The sequence below is a fragment of the Mesorhizobium sp. M6A.T.Ce.TU.016.01.1.1 genome (assembly GCF_003997065.1).
Taxonomy (GTDB): domain Bacteria; phylum Pseudomonadota; class Alphaproteobacteria; order Rhizobiales; family Rhizobiaceae; genus Mesorhizobium; species Mesorhizobium mediterraneum.
Window position 1 is genome coordinate 162997 of the sequence record NZ_RZTJ01000009.1, and the last position, 19433, is coordinate 182429.

Below are 19433 nucleotides of genomic sequence, written 5' to 3' on the forward strand. Positions count from 1 at the left end.
ATCAAATTGCTACAGCGTCCTTTGCACGTCCGAAAGGACGCGCGGCGCTGTAGCGGCGGCGCCACAATAGATCAGGATTTTCCCGCAAGGGAGCCAGATCGTGAGAAAATCATTCCGGAACAGCAGCATGGAGCCACATCCTGACTCGATCCATAACGCCGAGCGTGAGTTCCGCTATGCTGCGGTGTTCTCCCGCAGCAGACGCTCGGCCGCCGCGCGTGCCTCGTCGGTGATCGTCGCTCCAGCCAGCATCCGCGCGATCTCTTCCTGACGCGCTGCCCGGTCCATCTCGGCGATACCGGTCGCAACCCGGTCGGCGCTGCCGGATTTGGAGATCAGGAAATGCGTCGCCGCACGCGCCGCCACTTGCGGCGCGTGGGTGACCGAAAGCACCTGCACGCGCTTCGACAATCGCGCCAGCCTTTGGCCTATAGCGTCCGCAACCGCGCCGCCAACCCCAGTGTCGATTTCATCGAAGACCAGGGTCGGCGCCGAGCCACGATCGGCCAGCGCCACCTTCAGCGCCAACAGGAACCGTGAAAGTTCGCCACCGGAAGCGACCTTCATCATCGGCCCCGGCCTTGTGCCGGGATTGGTGCGCACCCAGAACTCGACCTGATCGATGCCGTCTTCCATGCGGCTCTCGGCCTCACTTGCCATCTCGACGATGAAGGCGGCCCGTTCGAGCTTGAGTGCCGGCAGTTCGGCCATCACCGCCTTGGTCAATCCGACCGCCGCCGCATGGCGAAGCGACGAAAGCTGTGCCGCGGAAATGTCGTAGGTCTCGCGGGCGGCGGCGGCTTGCTTCTCCAGCCCATGCAGGCGCTCCTCGCCGGCGTCGAGGTCGGCGAGATCGGCCGCCATCGTGTCACGCAGTTGCGCCAGATCGTCGACCGCCACACTGTGCTTGCGTGAGGCGGCACGCAGCGAAAACAGCCGCTCTTCGGCCTGCTCCAGCCTCCGCGGATCGTATTCGGTGGCGCGAAGTGCCGCTTCGACCCCCGACTGTGCCGCGTCGAGCGACAGCATCGCCTCATCGAGCGATTTGACCACGTCTTCGAGCAAGCCGGGCGCCTCGGTCACCTTGCGCTGCAGTCGCCGCAACAGGCTGGCGAGTTGCGGCAGGGGCGAGGACGGGCCCGAGAGTACATCCTGTGCGTCGTGGATTTCCGATGCGATCTTTTCCGCCCGCATCATCGAGGCGCGCAATTCGGCTAGGTCGGCTTCCTCGCCGGGCTGGGGATCGAGCTTCGTCAATTCGGCGACCGCGGCGCGTAGATAGTCGGCCTCGCGGGCCGCCGCTTCCACCTTGGCGCGGTGTCGCGAAAATTCCTGCTCGCAGGCCCGCCAGTGCCGCCATGCCTCGCCGGTCGCCCGGGCCGCGCCGAGATGGCCGCCAAAACTGTCCAGCAATTCGCGATGGGCACCGGGATCGACCAGGGCACGCTCGTCATGCTGGCCGTGGATCTCGACCAGCGCGTGACCGACGTCGCGCATCAGCGTCACGCTCGAAGGCTGGTCGTTGACGAAGACGCGGGTACGGCCGTCTGCCGTCTGCACGCGGCGCAGGATGATGTCGCCATCGTCCTCGATGGCATTGTCGGCTAGCAGCATGCGGGCAGGATGGTTGCGCGGCACGTCGAACACGGCGATGACCTGGCCCTGTGCCGCGCCATGCCGCACCAGCGAAGCGTCACCGCGGGCGCCAAGCGCCAGCGACAGCGCGTCGAGCAGGATGGATTTTCCAGCGCCGGTTTCGCCGGTCAGCACCGAAAGGCCGGACGAGAAGTCGATGTCCAGCTTCTCGATCAGAACGATATCGCGGATCGACAGTCTGGAAAGCATGGTGACGCGCCGCTCAGGCGCCGGTGATCAGCTTCCCGGCCTTGGCGATCCACGACCCGGCATTCTCGCGCGGCTCGAGCCCACCACTCTGCAGGAGCTTGTAGGAATCCTTATACCACACGCTGTCGGGATAGTTGGTGCCGAGCACAGCCGCGGCAGTCTGCGCCTCCGATGTCAGCCCCATCGCATAGTAGCTTTCGGTAAGGCGCGCGAGCGCCTCCTCGACATGGCGCGTGTTGGAATAGGTCTCCACCACGTTGCGGAAACGCTTGACGGCGGCGATATATTCACGGCGCTCGAGATAGTAGCGGCCGATCTGCATCTCCTTGCCGGCGAGCTGGTCGTTGGCGAAGCGGATCTTTTCCTTGGCGTCATCGACATACTCGGAATCGGGCCAGCGCGTCACCAGATCCTGCATCGTCTGCACGGTCTGACGCGCTTCCTTCTGGTCCTGGGTGACGTCCCTGATTTGCCGGTAGTAGCTCAGCCCGATGATGTACTGGGCATAGGCGGCGTCGTCGGTCGAGGGATAGAGCGTGAGATAGCGCTTGGCCGAACCGATTGCCTCGCTATAGTTGCCCTGGCGATAGTCGGCAAAGGCGCCCATCACCATCGATTTGCGGGCATATTCCGAATAGGGATGCTGCCGGTCGACCGCACTGAATTTGCGGCTCGCCTCCTGCAGGCGCCCGGCATTCAGATTGGCGAGGCCCTGATTGTAGAGAACGTCGGCTGGCTCGGTCTGCTCGACATAGGTCGACAGGTCGACATCCTTCTCGGACGACATGCAGGCCGACAGGAACAGCGATGGAACAACCACCGAAAGCGCCAGGAAAACAGACCGATGCGGCGCTTTCGATTGACCAATTCGCTTGAAAAACATGATTGGATTCCGCCCTTTCGGCGTCATTTCAGTCGTCATTCGCTCTGGGGCAGCAGCCATAAACCATAACCGCCGTGCCCGGCAACGCTATCCCCGGCCAATCGCACATTTTTGTGGCGGCTTGGCGCGGCCCGCGCACTTACATGATTTCGCCGGCCAATGATGCATTCCTGCAACACAGGCCGGCGGCTATAAAACCCGAAAAACGTTAAGAATCAGATCATCCAGGGCGCGTAAACGTGCGCATGGACGGCGCTCATATCGGCCGCACGACCGCGCTCGCGGCGTGTCGTCTCGACGATCTCGAACGCCGAACGGTCCGACAAAAGGCGGCGCAACGCTGCCGCGTTCAGCCTGTGGCCGCCGCGATACGAACGGAAGCAGCCAATGAACCGGGCGCCGGCCAGCGCCAGATCGCCCATGGCGTCCATCGTCTTGTGGCGCACGAACTCGTTGGGATAGCGCAAGCCTCCCATATTGATCACGCGGTTGTCGTCACCGATCACCAGCGAGTTTTCCAGCGAGGAGCCAAGCGCATAGCCGGCTGCCCACAGCCGCTCGACATCCTTCATGAAACCAAAGGTACGGGCCCGCGCGATATCGCGGCGGAAAATGTCGGCGTTCATGTCGGATGCGAAGAGCTGACGGCCGATCGCCGGGCTTTCAAAATCGATCTCGATCTCGAAGCGCGTGCCGTCATAAGGCCTAAACTCCGCCCAAGAGGCACCGTTCTCGATGCGAACCGGCTTGACGACACGGATATAGCGGCGCTTGACCGGCAGCGTGTCGATGCCCGCCTGGTCGATTGCCTCCACGAACGCCATGGCGCTGCCATCAAGGATCGGAGCCTCGCGGCCATCGATCTCGATGACGACATTATCGATGCCGAGCCCGAAAAGCGTGGCCATCAGATGTTCGACGGTGGCGATATGCTCACCTGCCGGGTCGCCGAGCATCGTGCAGAGATCGGTGGCGCCGACTTCGGAAACGAGCGCACGGAACTCACGGCCCTCGCTTCCATTCGAAAGCTGGAACACGACACCCGTATCGGCGTCCGCCGGCAGGAAATGAACGGTAACGGAATTGCCGCTGTGAACGCCGGTACCCGTCAGCGTCGCACGCGATTTAAGTGTCGTCTGATAGTCGTGCAAAACAAACCCCTTAGCCCACACTGCCTACGTCCGCTTCATTAGCCCGAGGGCGCGGCTCTTTGATCGGCAGGCAGGGCAGTTCCCCCGAATCCCGGCAAACCGACATTGCTCGGGGCGAAGATAGTGGTCCGGCAAGAAGTCTCCAAATCACGGTTTCTTACTCACTGTAACCGCGAGCCGAAGCGGATCTGGTCTCGTAACGCCCTGTTTTGCAACTGCTTTTAACGCTAACAGGCAAACAATCTCTTGTCTGCCTGTTAACAATTGTTACGGACCGTTAACAGGTCAATTGGCCTGGCGGCGCAGGAATGCTGGAATCTCCAGCTGATCGTCTTCCTGGACAGCCCTGCTCTGCGGCGTCAGCCGGCCTTGGTCGTCCAACTGGCCGCGACGCGGCGCGTAAAGCTGCGGATCCTGGCTGGCAAGGCGGCGCACTTCGGGTGCCGCTTGGCGCAGTTTCGGCTCGCGCGGCTGCGCCGGCTGCAGTCGTGCAGGCTCCTCTTCGCGGCGGGTAAGGCCGTTCGTCAGGCGCTTGAGCAGTCCCATCGGTCCGCTGTTCTCATGGTCGGCCGGGCGGCCCTTGGCTTCCACTTCGGCTTTCACCACCGGCGGGAAATCCTCGACGCGCGGCATGCGCTGGGGTGCTGCGGCTACCGGTTGAAGCATCTCGCGCTGTGGCGCAGGCTGCATCACTTGCTGAACCATTGGCTGCACCATCGGCTGCGGCTGAGCCGGCGGCGCCTGGAAGATCTTGCTCTGCGGGCGGAAATCTTCCGCCTGGGCAGCCGGCGCGGGACGCGCCATCGCCGCGGCATTCGCCTCGGCAAGCTGGATCGCCTCAGCTACAGGATCGGCGGCGCGTGGCTCGTAGCCTCCTTGCTGGACAGGCGCCGGACGGCTTTCCGTGACCGGAGCGGCCGGGCGGCTGACCGGCTTTGGCGGAGCCGTGCGGATGGCGATCGGCGCGGCGGCGATGTCAGCCGCCGATTTGTCGATGCCGGTAGCAACCACCGAGACGCGGATAACGCCTTCGAGATCCTCGTCGAACGTCGCACCCAGGATGATGTTGGCTTCCTGGTCGACCTCCTCGCGAATGCGGGTCGCCGCCTCGTCGACTTCGAACAGTGTCAGGTCGCGGCCGCCGGTGATCGAGATCAACAGGCCCTTGGCGCCCTTCATCGAAGTCTCGTCGAGCAGCGGGTTGGCGATCGCGGCTTCGGCGGCGGCCATGGCGCGGCCCTCGCCGGAAGCTTCGCCCGTCCCCATCATCGCCTTGCCCATCTCGCGCATGACCGAGCGGACGTCGGCGAAGTCGAGATTGATCAGCCCTTCCTTGACCATCAGGTCGGTGATGCAGGCGACGCCGGAATAGAGCACCTGGTCGGCCATGGCGAAAGCGTCGGCGAAGGTCGTCTTGTCATTGGCCAGCCGGAACAGGTTCTGGTTGGGGATGACGATCAGGGTGTCGACGCATTTCTGCAATTCCTCGATGCCCAGATCCGCCGTCTTCATGCGGCGCTGCCCTTCGAAATGGAACGGCTTGGTGACGACGCCGACGGTGAGAATCCCCTTCTCACGGGCAGCGCGTGCAACGACCGGCGCGGCCCCCGTGCCGGTGCCACCGCCCATGCCGGCCGTGACGAAGCACATATGGGTGTTGGAGAGATGATCGATGATCTCGTCGATGCATTCCTCCGCCGCCGCGCGGCCGACTTCCGGTTGCGATCCCGCACCCAGGCCCTCGGTGACATGCGCGCCGAGCTGGATCAGGCGATCCGCCTTGGACATGGTCAGCGCCTGTGCGTCGGTATTGGCCACCACGAACTCGACGCCGCGCAAGCCGGCGGTGATCATGTTGTTGACGGCATTGCCGCCGCCGCCGCCGACACCGAACACGGTGATACGCGGCTTGAGCTCGGTGATGTCCGGCTTCTGCAGATTGATGGTCATTGTCTCCGTCCTTTGCCTTTCCCGCCGCTTCGCCGCCGCGGCCGCCTATGGGGCTGTCCCCGTCAATTTAAAAACTGTCTCTCAACCACTGACTCATTCGATGCAGTTTTCCGCCCGTTCCGGTCATCCTGAGACCAGAAATTCCTTTCGCCGGATGGCTCTCGAAATTCGCCATCTGCGGATAGATCAGAAGCCCGACCGGCGTCGAGAAAGCCGGTCCCTTGGCCGCCTCGGGCAGCCCCGCCACGCCGAGCGGACGGCCAATGCGCACATTGCGTCCGAGAATGCGGCGCGCCGCCTCGGGCAGGCCGGAAAGCTGGCTGGCACCGCCGGTCAGCACGACGCGCTTGCCGACGGCATTGCCGTAGCCGGATCTGTTCAGCCGATCACGCAACAGTTCGAGCGTCTCGTCGATGCGCGCCCGGATGATGCGTGTCATCACCGAGCGCGGTATCTGCAGCGGCATCTCGCCATCCTCGCCGATCGGCTGTATCGAGACCAAATCGCGGTCGTCGGCACTGCCGGGCAGCGCCGAGCCATGCATCACTTTCAGCCTCTCGGCGGCGTCGAGCGAGGTCGACAGGCCCTTGGCCATGTCCAGTGTGACGTGGTTGCCGCCGATGGCGATGGCGTCGCCATGGACGAACTTGCCTTCCGAAAAGACCGAGATCGTCGTGGTGCCGCCACCCATGTCGATGCAGGCTGCGCCCATTTCGAGTTCGTCGTCGACCAGCGCGGCAAGCCCGCTGGCATAGGGCGTCGCCACCATGCGCTCGACCGACAGGTGCGAACGGTTGATGCAAAGCTCCAGATTGCGCAAGGGCGCCGCGTCACCCGTCAGCACATGCATGTCGACGCCGAGCTGGTCGCCAACCATGCCGCGCGGATCACGCACGCCGCGCTCGGCATCCAGCGAAAAGCCGACGGGAAGCGAATGGATCACCTCGCGCTCGGCCCGGAGCGCCTGCTTGGCGCCGGCGGCAAGCACGCGCTTGATGTCGGCCTCGTCGGCCTCATGGCCACCGAGGTTGATGGTTGCCGAGAAGCTCTCGCTCTTCAGCCGGCCGGCCGTCATGTTGACGATCAGTGAATCGACGGTCAGGCCGGCCATGCGCTCGGCGGCGTCGACGGCGAGGCGGATGGCGTGCTCGGCCCTGTCGAGATCGATGACGACGCCCGACTTCACACCTTGCGATTTCTGGTGGCCGATGCCGATCACCTGGATGCGATGCGAGCGCCCGCGCAGCAGATTGCCGTCCTCGCGTGGCTTGAGCTTGGCCACCACGCAGCAGACCTTGCTCGAGCCGACATCCAGCACCGTCATGATGCCGGATCGGCGCGACGAGGCATCGCTGTTGCCGCCAAGCCAGCTCATATTTTCGTCTCCGCCTTGCGCTTCGGCATTTTCGGCTTTTCGTTGAGCGCGGCCTGGCGCTGCGTCGCCGCCTCCGGCGTCAGCTGGACGACGAGGCGATCGGAAAGGCGCATGTCGACGGCGGCGATGTCGCGCGTCAGCAGCCCGTTCTCGTGGTCCATCCTGACCAGATCGGCGATCGCCTGGTCCTCGCCATCCTCGGGAAGCTTGACCGTGATGCCGTTCTCCAGCTTCAGGTCCCAACGCCGTTCGCCGATGCGAATATAGCCTTTGACCCGCGCAGCAAGCTCTGGATATTTCTTGACCCTGGCCAGGAAATCCGGCGCCTTGGCCGGCGCGCCAGTGCCGACGATCAGCGGCAGCAGCGCCTGCTTGCCGCCGGAGAATGGCGCGATCACGGCGCCGGACCGCTCGATCACGGAAAGCTCGCTGCCCTGCTGCCAGAGCGCGAAAGGCTCTCGCTCCTCGATGCGCACCTCCAGCGTGTGCGGATAAACCTTGCGCACCGCCGCAACCTCGACCCAGGGCAGCGTGGCTATGCGTTCTCGCGCGGCTTCGACATCGAAGCCGATCAGCGACGTCCAGCCATCGAGCTGCATCCTATCGAGAATATCGATCTCGGAGGTTGCGCGGTTGCCAACGACCTTGATCTGGTCGACGGCAAACCCGGTGCGGGCGGTGATGCCCTGGACGATGCCGTCGACATGTCCGCCGAGATAGGCGCCATAGGCACTGCCCGATACGAGCAGCGCCGCCGACAGGATGGCCGCGGAAAACGGCGGCACCTCGAAGTCGTCCTCGCCCAGACGCGCCAGCACGCGCGCCGGCCGGCGAAGCAGACGCGGCAGCACGAAATGGTCGAACGACAACGACACACCGAACAGCGTCGGCCCGGCCGCGCCCTTCCCCTTGCCCTGTCCCCACCTCAACGCAGACACGAAGCGTCCTCCACCATCCAACTCAACAAATCGCCGAACGAGTGTCCCGCCTGCGCAGCGATTTCAGGCACCAAGGATGTCGGCGTCATGCCCGGCTGAGTGTTGACTTCGAGCCAGACAATTTCGCCGTTCTCGGAGTGTCGATCATCATAACGGAAGTCCGACCGGGAAACGCCCCGGCAGCCAATAGCTTGGTGAGCCTTGAGCGTCAGTGTCTGTATTTTTTGGTAAATATTCGGTGAAATTTTTGCAGGGCATTCGTGTTTTGATCCGCCCGCGACGTATTTTGAATCATAGTCGTAGAAGGAATGGCCGGTCGGAATGATCTCGCAGACACCGAGCGCCACGTCGCCCATCACCGCGCAGGTCAACTCCCGCCCGTGCACATAGCGCTCCACCATGACGGTATCGCCATACTTCCAGTCGGACGAACCGATGACCTGCGGCGGATGCGACTGGCCTTCGTGCACGATGACGACACCGAAACTCGACCCTTCATTGACCGGCTTGACGACATAGGGTGCCTTCATCGGGTGCTTGTTCTGGATGTCGAAGCGATTGACCACCTTCGATTCGGCAACCGGGATGCCGACAGACTTGGCGATCTTCTTGGCCTGCTCCTTGTTCATCGCCAGCGCCGAAGCGAGCACGCCGGAATGGGTGTAGGGAATGGCAAGATATTCGAGGATGCCCTGGATGGTGCCGTCCTCGCCGAAAGGGCCGTGCAGCGCATTGAAGGCAACATCAGGCTTGAGCTCGGCCAGCACCGATCCGACATCGCGCGAGACGTCGACGCGAGTGACCTGGTAGCCTTCCTTCTCGAGCGCATCGGCACAGGCATTCCCCGAAGACAGAGACACGGGCCGCTCGGACGAGAATCCACCCAGAAGGACGGCCACGTGCTTGCTTTTCATTTCCCGTCATTCCCTCTCACGGCGGGCCCTCTCACGGCGGGTCTGCATCTCACACGACCCGGAAAGGGCCACACACTCAAACGCTCGGAGCAGTCTCTGCTCCCATGATTTTCGCAACATCGCTTCCAGAGTCTCCCGTAGGTTGCCCCCGGACGGAAAACGCTGGTAACGCGTCGAAACGACTCAAATCAGGAAACGCTTCAGGGCAGAGAATCAGAGAGTTGATTCGCTGGCAAGTCCTTACGATTCCGAGAGATTCACTTTCCGCAAAAACGGCAGCGAAAACTGTGTTGTGAGTCTTTACAGCAACTGTCCCAGGAACTCCTGGACCTCGTGCCCCGGCCGGAAATTGCCGATGCGCTTGATTTCCCAATGCAGCCGGATGCCCGAGTTTTCGAGCACACGCGTGCGCACCGTCTCGCCAAGATATTCGAGGTCGTAGCCGGTCGCGGTTCCCGTGTTAATCATGAAGTTGCAATGCATCGGCGACATCTGCGCGCCGCCGATCATCAGTCCCCGACACCCCGCCCTGTCGATCTCCTTCCAAGCCGAGGTGCCCTCCGGATTCTTGAAGGTCGAGCCGCCGGTCTTTTCGCGGATCGGCTGCACGGTCTCGCGATGGTGCTGGACAGCATCCATCGCCGCCTTGATCGCGGCCTTGTCTTCCAAAACGCCTTCGAGCACGGCCGATATGAAGATCAGCCCGGCGGGTGCTGCCGAATGGCGATAGGCGTAGCCCATATCGGCGTTGCTCAGCGTATGCACATTACCCTTGCGGTCGAGCGCCCGCACCTCGACGACGCGCTCGCGCGTCTCGGCGCCATTGGCGCCGGCGTTCATCCTCAGCGCGCCGCCAATGGCGCCCGGAATGCCGTGGTAAAAATCAAAGCCGCCGATACCGGCCTGGTAGGCAACGGCCGCAACGCGCTTGTCGGGCGTGGCAGCCCCCGCCTTGATCGTGGTCGGCGCAATCACTTCGGCTTCGCCAAAGCCCTTGGCCGAAAGCCGGATGACGAAGCCCGCAATGCCGCCGTCGCGGACAAGCAGGTTCGAGCCGACGCCGACGATGGTCAGCGGTATCTCTTCGGGCACCGCTCTAAGGAACGCGGCGAGATCGTCCTCGTCGGCCGGCTGGAACAGTGCGTCGGCAAGTCCGCCGGCGCGAAACCAGGTGATCTTGTCCATCTCGGCATTGGGCGTGATGCGGCCGCGCAGGCCGGCAAGCCGGCCGCCAAGCTTGTCGATCAATGCCTGGCCGCGCATCATGAGGCCGTCCCGCCGAGTTCCTTGGGCAGCGCGTAAGCCCACTGCGTGATGTTGCCGGCGCCGAGGAAGACGATGAAATCGCCCGGTTTCGCCAGGTCGCGGACAACAGGCGCAATCGCCGTCGGCCCTTCGATGTAGCGCGCGTCGCGATGGCCGCCGGCGCGGATGCGCGACACCAATGCGTCGGACGTCACCCCGTCGATCGGCTCTTCGCCTGCCGCGTAGACCGGCGCCACCATCACCGTATCGGCATCGTTGAAGCAGACGGAGAACTCGTCGAACAGATCATGCAGCCGGGTAAAGCGGTGCGGCTGCGCAATGGCGATGACGCGGCCCTTGGTGGCATCACGCGCCGCCTTCAGAACCGCCGTGATCTCGACCGGATGGTGACCGTAATCGTCGAATATTTCGACGCCGTTCCACGAACCGGTACGGGTGAAGCGCCGCTTGACGCCGGCGAAGGACGACAGGCCCTTCCTGATTGCCTCGGCCGAAAGCCCGAGCTCATGCGCGACAGCGATCGCCGCGGTCGCATTAGAGACATTGTGACGGCCGGGCATCGGCAGGCGCAGGCCCGATATCGTCGACTGGCCGCGGGTCTTGCGGTCGCGGATCACCACGTCGAATTCCGAGGTCGGGCCGTCCATCCGGTGATTGGTGAAACGCACATCGGCCTGCGCATTCTCGCCATAGGTGATGACGCGCCGGTCCTCGATGCGGCTGACCAGCGCCTGCACCTCCGGATGGTCGGTGCACATGACGCCGAAGCCGTAAAACGGCACGTTCTCGACGAACTGGCGAAAGGCTTCGCGCACCTTGTCGAAGGAGCCGTAATGGTCGAGATGTTCGGGATCGATGTTGGTGACGACGGCAATCTCGGCCGGCAGCTTCAGGAACGTGCCGTCGCTCTCGTCGGCCTCGACCACCATCCATTCGCCGTCGCCCATGCGGGCGTTGGTGCCATAGGCATTGATGATGCCGCCATTGATCACGGTCGGATCGAGCCCGCCGGCTTCGAGCAGCGTCGCCACCATAGAGGTCGTCGTCGTCTTGCCATGCGTGCCGCCGATGGCCACCGCCTGCCGAAAGCGCATCAGTTCGGCAAGCATCTCGGCGCGACGGACGACGGGAAGCAGTTTCTCCCGCGCGGCCTTCAGCTCCGGATTGGATTTCTTGATCGCCGTCGAGACGACAACCACTTCGGCATCGCCGACATTATCGGCGTGATGGCCGACAAAGCACTCGATGCCCTTGTCGCGCAGCCGCTGCACATTGGCGCTGTCGGCCTGGTCGGACCCTTGCACCTTGTAGCCGAGATTGTGCAGCACCTCGGCGATGCCGCTCATGCCGATACCGCCAATGCCGATGAAATGCACAAGGCCGATCGTCTGCGGCATCTTCATGCGTGCGTCTCCTTCCTGAATTCCGATACGCTTTTCTTCGACGCAATAGCCTCTGTCAGATCGGCGAGCAACCGTGCCGCGTCCGGTTTTCCGGCCGATTTCGCCGCCGCGGCCATTGTGGTCAGCCGATCCGGATTGTCCATCAGGGTACCAATCAGCGCGGCAATGCGCTCGGACGAAAGCGTGGATTGCGGATGCACTTCGGCGCCGCCTGCCGCGGCCAATGCCGCGGCATTGGCCGCCTGGTCGTGGTCGAGCGCGTGCGGATAAGGCACCAGCAGCGCCGGACGGCCGATCACCGCGATTTCTGATACGGTCGATGCACCGGACCGCGACATCACCAGATGCGCCGCAGCGATGCGCGCCGCCATGTCGGCGAAGAAGGGCGACACCTCAGCCTCGACGCCAAGGGCGGCATAGGCCGCCTTCACCCGCTCGACATCGTCGGCGCGGGCCTGCTGCGTGATATCAAGCCGCTTGCGTTGTGCATCGGAAAGCAGTCCGACCGCCGCCGGCATTGCATCGGAAAAGAACTGTGCGCCCTGGCTGCCGCCGAACACCAGAAACCGGAAGCGCTGGTTTCCGGTCGAGATCGTGTAAGGCGTCTTTGCCGCCTCCAGCACTTGCGGCCTGATCGGATTGCCCGTCGTCACCGTCTTGGCGCCTGCAGCGCTTGAATCTTCCGGCAAAAACCCGCCGGCGATGGCATCGACGCGGCCGGCCAGCGCCCGGTTGGCGCGCCCCATCACCGCGTTCTGCTCGTGGATCAACGTCGGCACCTTGCGCCGCGTCGCCGCATAGAGCGGCGGCAGCGTCGGATAGCCGCCGAAACCGACTACGACGGCGGGCTTGATCCGGCCGATCACGGCGGATGCCTGCCGCACGCCACCCCAGATTTTCCCGAAGGCGGCGAGCACGGCAAAAGGATTTTTCGAGCCGATGGTTGCCGACTGGATCGGATGGATGCCTGCGGCCGGAAACTGGCCGGCAAAACGCTCGGCGCGGTCATCGGTCGCGAGATGCACCGTCCAGCCGCGCCTGATCAGCTCGTGCGCCAGCGCCTCGGCCGGGAAGAGATGCCCGCCCGTGCCGCCGGCCGCCAGTAGGATAACGCCCCTCGACATTTCACTCCGCCGGCATGGCGCGCTGCGACGGTGCGAAGCCCAACTGCTTGCGCTTTTCCGGCCGCTTGCGGGTCAGCGCCAGCACCATGCCCATCGAGATTGCGATGGCGATCTGCGAGGAGCCGCCATAGGAGATAAACGGCAAGGTCATGCCCTTGGCAGGCATCAGCTGCAAATTGACGGCCATGTTGATAACCGACTGCAGGCCGAAAACCGTGACCAGGCCGCCAACCGCATAGCGTGTGAAATCGTCCTGCTCCTTGAGCGCGGTGCTGAGCCCGCGCAGCACGATGAAGGCGAAGATGGTCATGATGAAGAAGCACATGATCAGTCCGAACTCCTCGCCGGCCACCGAGAAGACGAAATCGGCATGGCTGTCGGGTATGACCCGCTTGACGGTGCCCTCACCCGGCCCGACGCCGAACCAGCCGCCATTGATCAGCGCATCGCGGCCCATGTCGACCTGGAACGTATCGCCTTCGCCGGTCAGGAAGCGGTCGATGCGGCCGGCGACATGCGGGAACACCGTATAGGCGGCAAACACGCCGCCAATGCCGGCAGCGCCCAGCGCGATGATCCACAGCCAAGGCAGTCCGGCCATGAAGAACATCACCCCCCAGGTGCCGAGCACCAGCATGGTCTGGCCGAAATCAGGCTGCGCCACCAGCAGCGAGATGACGAGGGCAAGCAGCAGCATGGCGAACAGATTGCCGGGAATGTCGGGCTGGCGCTTATGTTCTGCAAACAGCCAGGCGCAGATGACGACGAACGCCGGCTTCAGGAATTCCGACGGCTGGATCGACAGGCCGGCAAGCGATACCCAGCGCCGCGCCCCCTTCACCTCGACGCCGATGTAGAGCACCGCCACCATCAGGAACAGCGTGGCGCACAGCATCACCAGCGCCATGCGTCTGATCTGCCGCGATTCCAGGAAGGAGACGGCCAGCATCACGCCAAGTGCGGGAATGGTGAAGATGATCTGACGTGTGGCGAAGTGGAAACTGTCGAGGCCGATGCGTTGGGCCACTGCCGGGCTTGCCGCGAAGGACAGCACGATGCCGAGCCCCATCAGCGACAGGAACGCAGCCAGGAACCAGCGATCGATCGTCCACCACCAGGTGGCAACCGGGCTTTTGTCGAGACGACTTTGCATTACCGTGTCCCTCCGATGAGCTTCACGCCATCAATAGTGCTCGCAGCTTGCCTGAAGGCTTCGCCGCGCACTTCGAAATTCTTGAACTGGTCGAAACTGGCGCAGGCCGGCGAAAGTAGCACCACCACCTCGCCGTTGTTATCATCCCTGGCCGCATCGCTTGCGGCATGCTCGACTGCCGCGGCCAGCGTGCCTGATATCTCGTAGGGCACCGCCTCGCCGAGCGTCGCCGAAAAGGCTGGTGCGGCCTCGCCGATCAGATAAGCCTTGGCGATGCGCGGAAAGAGGCCGCGCAACGGCTCGATGCCGCCCTCTTTCGGCAACCCGCCGGCGATCCAGTAGATGCGCGGAAAGCTCGACAGCGCGGGCGCTGCCGCGTCGGCATTGGTCGCCTTGGAATCATTGATGAACAGCACATGGCCCTTGCGGCCGACCTGCTCCATGCGGTGCGCTAGCCCGGGAAAGCTTTCCAGCCCCGACTGGATCTCGCCCAGATCGAGCCCGACCTTGAGGCAGGCGGCGATGGCGGCCAGCGCATTCTGCGCATTGTGCTGGCCGCGCAACGAGCCGATGCCTTCGAGAAAGGCAACGCGGCTATACCGGCCATGCACCGCTTCCATCAGATCGGTGCCGTCGGCGAAATAGCCGTCGGTCAGTGGCAGGCGCTTGGAAATGCGGATGACGTGCCGGCCTGCGCGCTCCAGCCGGTCGGCGAACTGGGCGCACCAGGAATCATCGACACCGACAATCGCGGTTTCGCTGCCGGCCGCCAGCCGTTCCTTGATCGCGGCGTAGTGCTGCATCGTGCCATGACGGTCGAGATGATCGGGCGTCAGGTTGAGCAGGACGCCCGCGGTCGGATTGATCGAGGGCGCCAGGTCTATCTGGTAGGACGAGCATTCCACGACATAGTGCCGCCCGGGCTCCGGCGGATCGAGCGTCATCACCGCACGGCCGATATTGCCGCCCATCTGCGTGTCGCGTCCGGCCGATTTCAGGATATGCGCCGTCAGCGCCGTGGTCGTCGATTTGCCGTTGGTGCCGGTGATGGCGATGAACGGCGCTGCCGGCGCAAGCAACGTCCGCTCGCGGCAGAACAGCTCGATGTCGCCAATGATCTCGACGCCCGAAGCGCGCGCGAGCTCTACTGTCCAGTGCGGCTTCGGATGCGTCAGCGGCACGCCGGGCGACAGCACGAAGGCTGAGAACTTCGCCCAGTCGGCGCCGCGCAGGTCGCCGGTCGCAATACCGACGGCCGCGGCATTGGCGACGCTGCCGGGATTGTCGTCCCAGGCCAGCACGTCCGTTCCGCCCTCGATCAGCGCGCGCGCCGTCGCGATCCCCGAGCCACCGAGCCCGAAGAGCGAAACGCGCTTGCCTGCAAAGGATGCGGCGGGGATCACGCGGCCTCCTATCTAAGCTTCAGGGTCGACAGGCCGACCAATGCCAGGATGACGGCGATGATCCAGAAGCGGATCACCACCTGGCTTTCGGTCCAGCCGAGCTTTTCGAAATGATGATGGATCGGTGCCATCAGGAACACGCGCTTGCCAGTCATCTTGAAGTAGCCGACCTGGATGATGACAGACAGTATCTCGACGACGAACAGGCCGCCGACGATGACCAGCACGATCTCGTGCTTGGTGGCGACCGCGACCGTGCCAATCAGGCCACCCAAGGCCAGCGAGCCGGTATCGCCCATGAAGATCGCGGCGGGCGGTGCGTTAAACCACAGGAAGCCGAGGCCGGCGCCGATCACCGCGCCGAGGACCACCGCCAATTCGCCGGTGCCGGGCACGAAATGGATCTGCAGATATTCGGCGAACACCGCGTTGCCGGACAGGTAGGCGATGACGCCGAAGGACGCCGCCGCGATCATGATCGGCACGATCGCCAGCCCGTCGAGGCCATCGGTCAGGTTCACCGCATTGCCGGCGCCGACGATGACGAAGCACGAGAACGGGATGAAGAACCAGCCGAGATTGACGAGAAACTCCTTGGCGAAAGGAAAAGTCAGCGACGACGAGAACGGCGCCTGGCCGTTGTGCATGATCACCCAGGCGGCGATGCCGGCGATGACGAATTCAAGCGCCAGCCGCGCCTTGCCGGAAAAGCCGAGATGCGATTGCTTCGTCACCTTGAGATAATCATCGTAGAAGCCGATCGAGCCGAACCCCAGGGTCACCAGCAGCACCACCCAGACATAGATGCTGGACAGGTTCGCCCACAAAAGCGACGAGCCGATGATGCCGCACAGGATCATCAGCCCGCCCATGGTCGGCGTGCCGGCTTTCTTGAAATGCGTCTGCGGCCCGTCGGCGCGGATCGGCTGGCCCTTGCCCTGCCGCAGCCTCAGCGAATTGATGATAGCTGGCCCGAAGATGAAGACGATCAGCGCCGCTGTGATCAGCGCGCCACCGGTGCGGAAAGTTATGTAGCGGAAGACGTTGAAGACCGAGATCTTGTCCGCGAATTCGACGAGCAGTGTGAACATGCGATTCGGCCCCCGGACCTGGCTCTAGGTCTGTTTGGTGGTTGCGGCTACAGCCGGAAATTTGCCGAGCAATGCGTCGACCAGCTTGGAAAACCCGATGCCTTTCGACGATTTGATCATCACCACGTCGCCAGGCTTCAGGGCCGACAGAAGCACCAGTTTCAGATCCTCGGCGCCGGCGCGATACTCCGTCTTGATCTCACCGGGCAGGATATCGGCCAGCGCCCGCATTTCCTGGCCGGCGAGAAAGACCGTGCGCGTTTCGGTGCCGACGATGAGATCGGCAAGGGCTGCGTGAAGCTTCGCCGAGTGGTCGCCGAGCTCGAGCATGTCGCCGAGCACCGCGATGCGCCTGCCTTCGCCGGACACCGGCGTCGCGTTGAGCAGCGCCATTGCAGCGCTCATCGACGCCGGATTGGCGTTGTAGCTCTCGTCGATCAACGTGATCGAACCCCTGGGGTGGCGCAACACATGGCGCTTGCCGCGTCCACGTTCGGCCGAAAGATCGGCCAGCGCCAGCGCCACCCTGGCGATGTCGGCGCCGACCAGATGCGCGGCGCCCAGCACTGCCAGCACATTTTGCACCATGTGGCGGCCCGGCGCGCCTACCCTGGCGGTGATTTCCTGTCCGCCGATCTTGGCGGCGATGACCGAATGATCGGCATGCAGCGCGCATTTGAGCAGTTTGAAGGTCGCGCGGGCATTCTCGCCAAACCCGTAAATGTGCTCGACGCCGGCGGCTCTCGCCATCTTGTCCAGAAGCTTCCAACGCGGGTCGTCGCGATTGAGAAGAACGGCGCCGTCCGGTTCCAGCCCCTCGAAAATCTCGGCCTTGGCCTTGGCGATCTCGTCCAGATTGCGGAAGAAGCCGAGATGAGCCGCGGCGATCAGCGTGATGATGGCGACATGCGGCCGGACCATCTTGACCAGCGGCCGGATCTCGTCGGGATGGTTCATGCCGATCTCGAACACCGCAAAGTCGCAATCTGCCGGCATCCGCGCCAGCGTCAGCGGCACACCCCAGTGGTTGTTGAAAGACTGGGGCGATGCGTGCACCTTGCCGACCGCGGACAACACATGGCGCAGCGCTTCCTTGGTGGTGGTCTTGCCCGCCGAACCGGTTACCGCGATGATCTTGGCGCTGGACCGCGCGCGTGCGGCCAGTCCTAGCTTTTCCAGTGCGGCCAGCACGTCCTGCACGACGATCATCGGCGCCGTCAGCCGTCCGAGCGACGGCAGCTTGCCCTCGGCGACGACCAGCACGCCGGCGCCGGCCTTGATGGCGGCGGTCGCGAAATCATGGCCGTCCATCGCCTCGCCCTTGATGGCGAAGAAAGCATCGCCCGGCTCAAGGCTGCGGCTGTCGATCGAGATGCCGCTAATACCTTCCGGCATCGGCCCGAGCGGTCGTCCGCCCATGGCGGCGACGAGATCCTCGGAGGTCCACAGGAAGCTCATGCGACGCGCTCCTGGAGCGCGGAGCGGACTTCCTCATGGTCGGAAAAATGCAGCGTCTCGGCGCCGACGGTCTGGCCTTCCTCATGTCCCTTTCCAGCCACGATCAGCGTGTCGCCGGCATGGAGCATGGCGACTGCCTCGTGGATCGCCTTGCGCCGATCGCCGATCTCTACGGCCCCGGGTGCGGCGGCAAGGATCGCAGCGCGGATCGTTTCGGGCACTTCCGAGCGCGGATTGTCGTCGGTGACGATGACGACATCGGCGAGTCGCGAGGCGATCTCGCCCATGATCGGACGCTTGCCCCGGTCGCGGTCGCCGCCACAGCCGAACACGACGATGACGCGACCGGTGGTGAACGGCCGTACCGAAGCCAACACGTTTTCCAGCGCGTCCGGCTTGTGCGCGTAATCGACATAGACTGGCGCACCGTTGACAGTGGTGCCGACAAGGTCCAGCCGACCCGGCGCGCCCTTCAATTTCTCCAACGCCATCAGGGCTTTGGCGGCAGGCGTTCCAGTAGAAATGGCGAGGCCCGCCGAAACCAGCGCATTGGCTATCTGGAAATCCCCGGCCAGCGGAAGGTCGACCTCGTGGAGAATGCCATCGACCTCGACCTCGGCACGCTGGCGGTGGCGCTCGTGCTCGACCCGCTTCAGTCTCAGGAACTCGCCATGACGGCCAACCGTCAGCACATTCAATCCCGCCGCTCTCGCCGCCTGGATCGTCGGCTCTGACCATGGATCGTCGGCAAAGATGACGGCCGGCGCGCCCTTCGGCAGCAGCGTGTCGAACAGGCGCAGCTTGGCGCGATGATAGTCCTCGACCGTCGGATGGTAGTCCATGTGGTCGCGACCGAGATTGGTGAAACCGCCGGCTGCAAGCTTCACGCCGTCGAGCCGGCGCTGGTCGAGGCCGTGGCTGGAGGCTTCCATCGATGCGTGGGTGACGCCGGCATCCGCCAGTTCCGCCAGCAGCCTGTGCAGATCTACCGGGTCGGGGGTGGTCAGCGAGCCATATTCGTTGCGGCCCGGCGCCACCACGCCGGTCGTGCCGATTGAAGCGGCAGCGAGGCCTGACTGCTCCCAGATCTGCCTGGTGAAAGCCGCGACCGATGTCTTGCCGCTGGTGCCGGTCACCGCGACCATGGTTTGCGGCTGCCTGCCGAAGTAGCGGGCGGCACTCAGCGCCAGCGCAAGGCGCGGATCGTCGACGGCGAGAACGGGCACCGGCAGTCCGGCGATGGCGCTGCCCTTGCCTGCCACGATCGCTGATGCGCCGCGGCTGGCGGCATCGGCGGCATAGGCCGCGCCATCGGCCTTGGTACCGGTGAGCGCGAAGAAGACCACGCCCGGTCTTACCTGGCGGGAATCCGACGAAATCCCGGTAACCTCCGTATCGAAGGAAGCTGTCCCCTCGACAGGCAGGATACCGGCTAGATCTTTCAGCTTCATCGAACCCCGTTCATCGCAACAAAATAGC

15 protein-coding genes are annotated in these 19433 nt (G+C 63.9%); all 15 read right to left on the bottom strand.

What is annotated here, in order from left to right; genetic code table 11:
* Positions 1-174: 174 nt before the first annotated feature.
* A complete protein-coding gene (gene recN / locus EOC94_RS18565) occupies positions 175-1845 on the bottom strand; it encodes a DNA repair protein RecN (protein WP_095483343.1) in 1671 nt (556 codons plus the stop codon).
* Between the two features lie 13 nt (positions 1846-1858).
* Positions 1859-2728: an outer membrane protein assembly factor BamD gene (locus tag EOC94_RS18570; RefSeq protein WP_127205066.1), complete on the bottom strand. Its 870-nt coding sequence runs from the start codon at positions 2726-2728 to the stop codon at positions 1859-1861.
* A gap of 215 nt (positions 2729-2943) precedes the next feature.
* Positions 2944-3879 (bottom strand): UDP-3-O-acyl-N-acetylglucosamine deacetylase, encoded by a 936-nt coding sequence (gene lpxC, locus EOC94_RS18575; protein WP_127292452.1) that lies wholly within the window; start codon positions 3877-3879, stop codon positions 2944-2946.
* 285 nt (positions 3880-4164) lie between these two features.
* A complete protein-coding gene (gene ftsZ, locus EOC94_RS18580) occupies positions 4165-5829 on the bottom strand; it encodes a cell division protein FtsZ (protein ID WP_127292455.1) in 1665 nt (554 codons plus the stop codon).
* 67 nt (positions 5830-5896) lie between these two features.
* The gene (gene ftsA, locus EOC94_RS18585; protein WP_095483339.1) at positions 5897-7204 is read right to left on the bottom strand and encodes a cell division protein FtsA; all 1308 of its coding nucleotides are present in this window, start codon (positions 7202-7204) and stop codon (positions 5897-5899) included.
* Positions 7201-8142 (bottom strand): cell division protein FtsQ/DivIB, encoded by a 942-nt coding sequence (locus EOC94_RS18590; RefSeq protein ID WP_127205063.1) that lies wholly within the window; start codon positions 8140-8142, stop codon positions 7201-7203. Before EOC94_RS18590 ends, ftsA begins: the two co-directional genes overlap by 4 nt.
* Positions 8130-9056 carry a D-alanine--D-alanine ligase gene (locus EOC94_RS18595; RefSeq protein ID WP_127205062.1) on the bottom strand — a complete coding sequence of 309 codons (927 nt, stop codon included), beginning with the start codon at positions 9054-9056 and terminating at the stop codon, positions 8130-8132. The genes EOC94_RS18590 and EOC94_RS18595 overlap by 13 nt, the downstream gene beginning before the upstream one ends.
* Before the next feature lie 300 nt (positions 9057-9356).
* Positions 9357-10322, bottom strand: coding sequence for a UDP-N-acetylmuramate dehydrogenase (murB, locus tag EOC94_RS18600; RefSeq protein WP_127292459.1), 966 nt, complete (start codon positions 10320-10322; stop codon positions 9357-9359).
* On the bottom strand, positions 10319-11725 hold the full coding sequence (murC, locus tag EOC94_RS18605; RefSeq protein WP_127292462.1) for a UDP-N-acetylmuramate--L-alanine ligase: 1407 nt from the start codon (positions 11723-11725) through the stop codon (positions 10319-10321). Before murC ends, murB begins: the two co-directional genes overlap by 4 nt.
* Positions 11722-12849 (bottom strand): undecaprenyldiphospho-muramoylpentapeptide beta-N-acetylglucosaminyltransferase, encoded by a 1128-nt coding sequence (gene murG, locus EOC94_RS18610; RefSeq protein WP_127292465.1) that lies wholly within the window; start codon positions 12847-12849, stop codon positions 11722-11724. The genes murC and murG overlap by 4 nt, the downstream gene beginning before the upstream one ends.
* 1 nt (position 12850) lies before the next feature.
* Positions 12851-14002 (bottom strand): putative lipid II flippase FtsW, encoded by a 1152-nt coding sequence (gene ftsW, locus EOC94_RS18615; protein WP_095483333.1) that lies wholly within the window; start codon positions 14000-14002, stop codon positions 12851-12853.
* Complete coding sequence (gene murD, locus EOC94_RS18620; protein ID WP_127292468.1) at positions 14002-15405, bottom strand: UDP-N-acetylmuramoyl-L-alanine--D-glutamate ligase; 1404 nt, start codon at positions 15403-15405, stop codon at positions 14002-14004. Before murD ends, ftsW begins: the two co-directional genes overlap by 1 nt.
* Positions 15406-15413: 8 nt before the next feature.
* Positions 15414-16496: a phospho-N-acetylmuramoyl-pentapeptide-transferase gene (gene mraY, locus EOC94_RS18625; RefSeq protein ID WP_095483331.1), complete on the bottom strand. Its 1083-nt coding sequence runs from the start codon at positions 16494-16496 to the stop codon at positions 15414-15416.
* A gap of 24 nt (positions 16497-16520) precedes the next feature.
* Positions 16521-17954 carry a UDP-N-acetylmuramoylalanyl-D-glutamyl-2,6-diaminopimelate--D-alanyl-D-alanine ligase gene (locus EOC94_RS18630; protein ID WP_095483330.1) on the bottom strand — a complete coding sequence of 478 codons (1434 nt, stop codon included), beginning with the start codon at positions 17952-17954 and terminating at the stop codon, positions 16521-16523.
* Positions 17951-19405, bottom strand: a complete 1455-nt coding sequence (locus tag EOC94_RS18635) for a UDP-N-acetylmuramoyl-L-alanyl-D-glutamate--2,6-diaminopimelate ligase (protein WP_095483329.1) — start codon at positions 19403-19405, stop codon at positions 17951-17953. The genes EOC94_RS18630 and EOC94_RS18635 overlap by 4 nt, the downstream gene beginning before the upstream one ends.
* Positions 19406-19433: the final 28 nt, after the last annotated feature.

Excerpts from the sequence above, each read along its gene's own strand:
- murG (WP_127292465.1), bottom strand. The coding sequence starts at position 12,849 with ATGTCGAGGGGCGTTATCCTACTGGCGGCCGGCGGCACGGGCGGGCAT.
- ftsZ (WP_127292455.1), bottom strand. The coding sequence starts at position 5,829 with ATGACCATCAATCTGCAGAAGCCGGACATCACCGAGCTCAAGCCGCGT.
- ftsA (WP_095483339.1), bottom strand. The coding sequence starts at position 7,204 with ATGAGCTGGCTTGGCGGCAACAGCGATGCCTCGTCGCGCCGATCCGGC.
- murB (WP_127292459.1), bottom strand. The coding sequence starts at position 10,322 with ATGATGCGCGGCCAGGCATTGATCGACAAGCTTGGCGGCCGGCTTGCC.
- ftsW (WP_095483333.1), bottom strand. The coding sequence starts at position 14,002 with ATGCAAAGTCGTCTCGACAAAAGCCCGGTTGCCACCTGGTGGTGGACG.
- murC (WP_127292462.1), bottom strand. The coding sequence starts at position 11,725 with ATGAAGATGCCGCAGACGATCGGCCTTGTGCATTTCATCGGCATTGGC.
- recN (WP_095483343.1), bottom strand. The coding sequence starts at position 1,845 with ATGCTTTCCAGACTGTCGATCCGCGATATCGTTCTGATCGAGAAGCTG.
- EOC94_RS18630 (WP_095483330.1), bottom strand. The coding sequence starts at position 17,954 with ATGAGCTTCCTGTGGACCTCCGAGGATCTCGTCGCCGCCATGGGCGGA.
- mraY (WP_095483331.1), bottom strand. The coding sequence starts at position 16,496 with ATGTTCACACTGCTCGTCGAATTCGCGGACAAGATCTCGGTCTTCAAC.
- EOC94_RS18595 (WP_127205062.1), bottom strand. The coding sequence starts at position 9,056 with ATGAAAAGCAAGCACGTGGCCGTCCTTCTGGGTGGATTCTCGTCCGAG.
- EOC94_RS18635 (WP_095483329.1), bottom strand. The coding sequence starts at position 19,405 with ATGAAGCTGAAAGATCTAGCCGGTATCCTGCCTGTCGAGGGGACAGCT.
- EOC94_RS18570 (WP_127205066.1), bottom strand. The coding sequence starts at position 2,728 with ATGTTTTTCAAGCGAATTGGTCAATCGAAAGCGCCGCATCGGTCTGTT.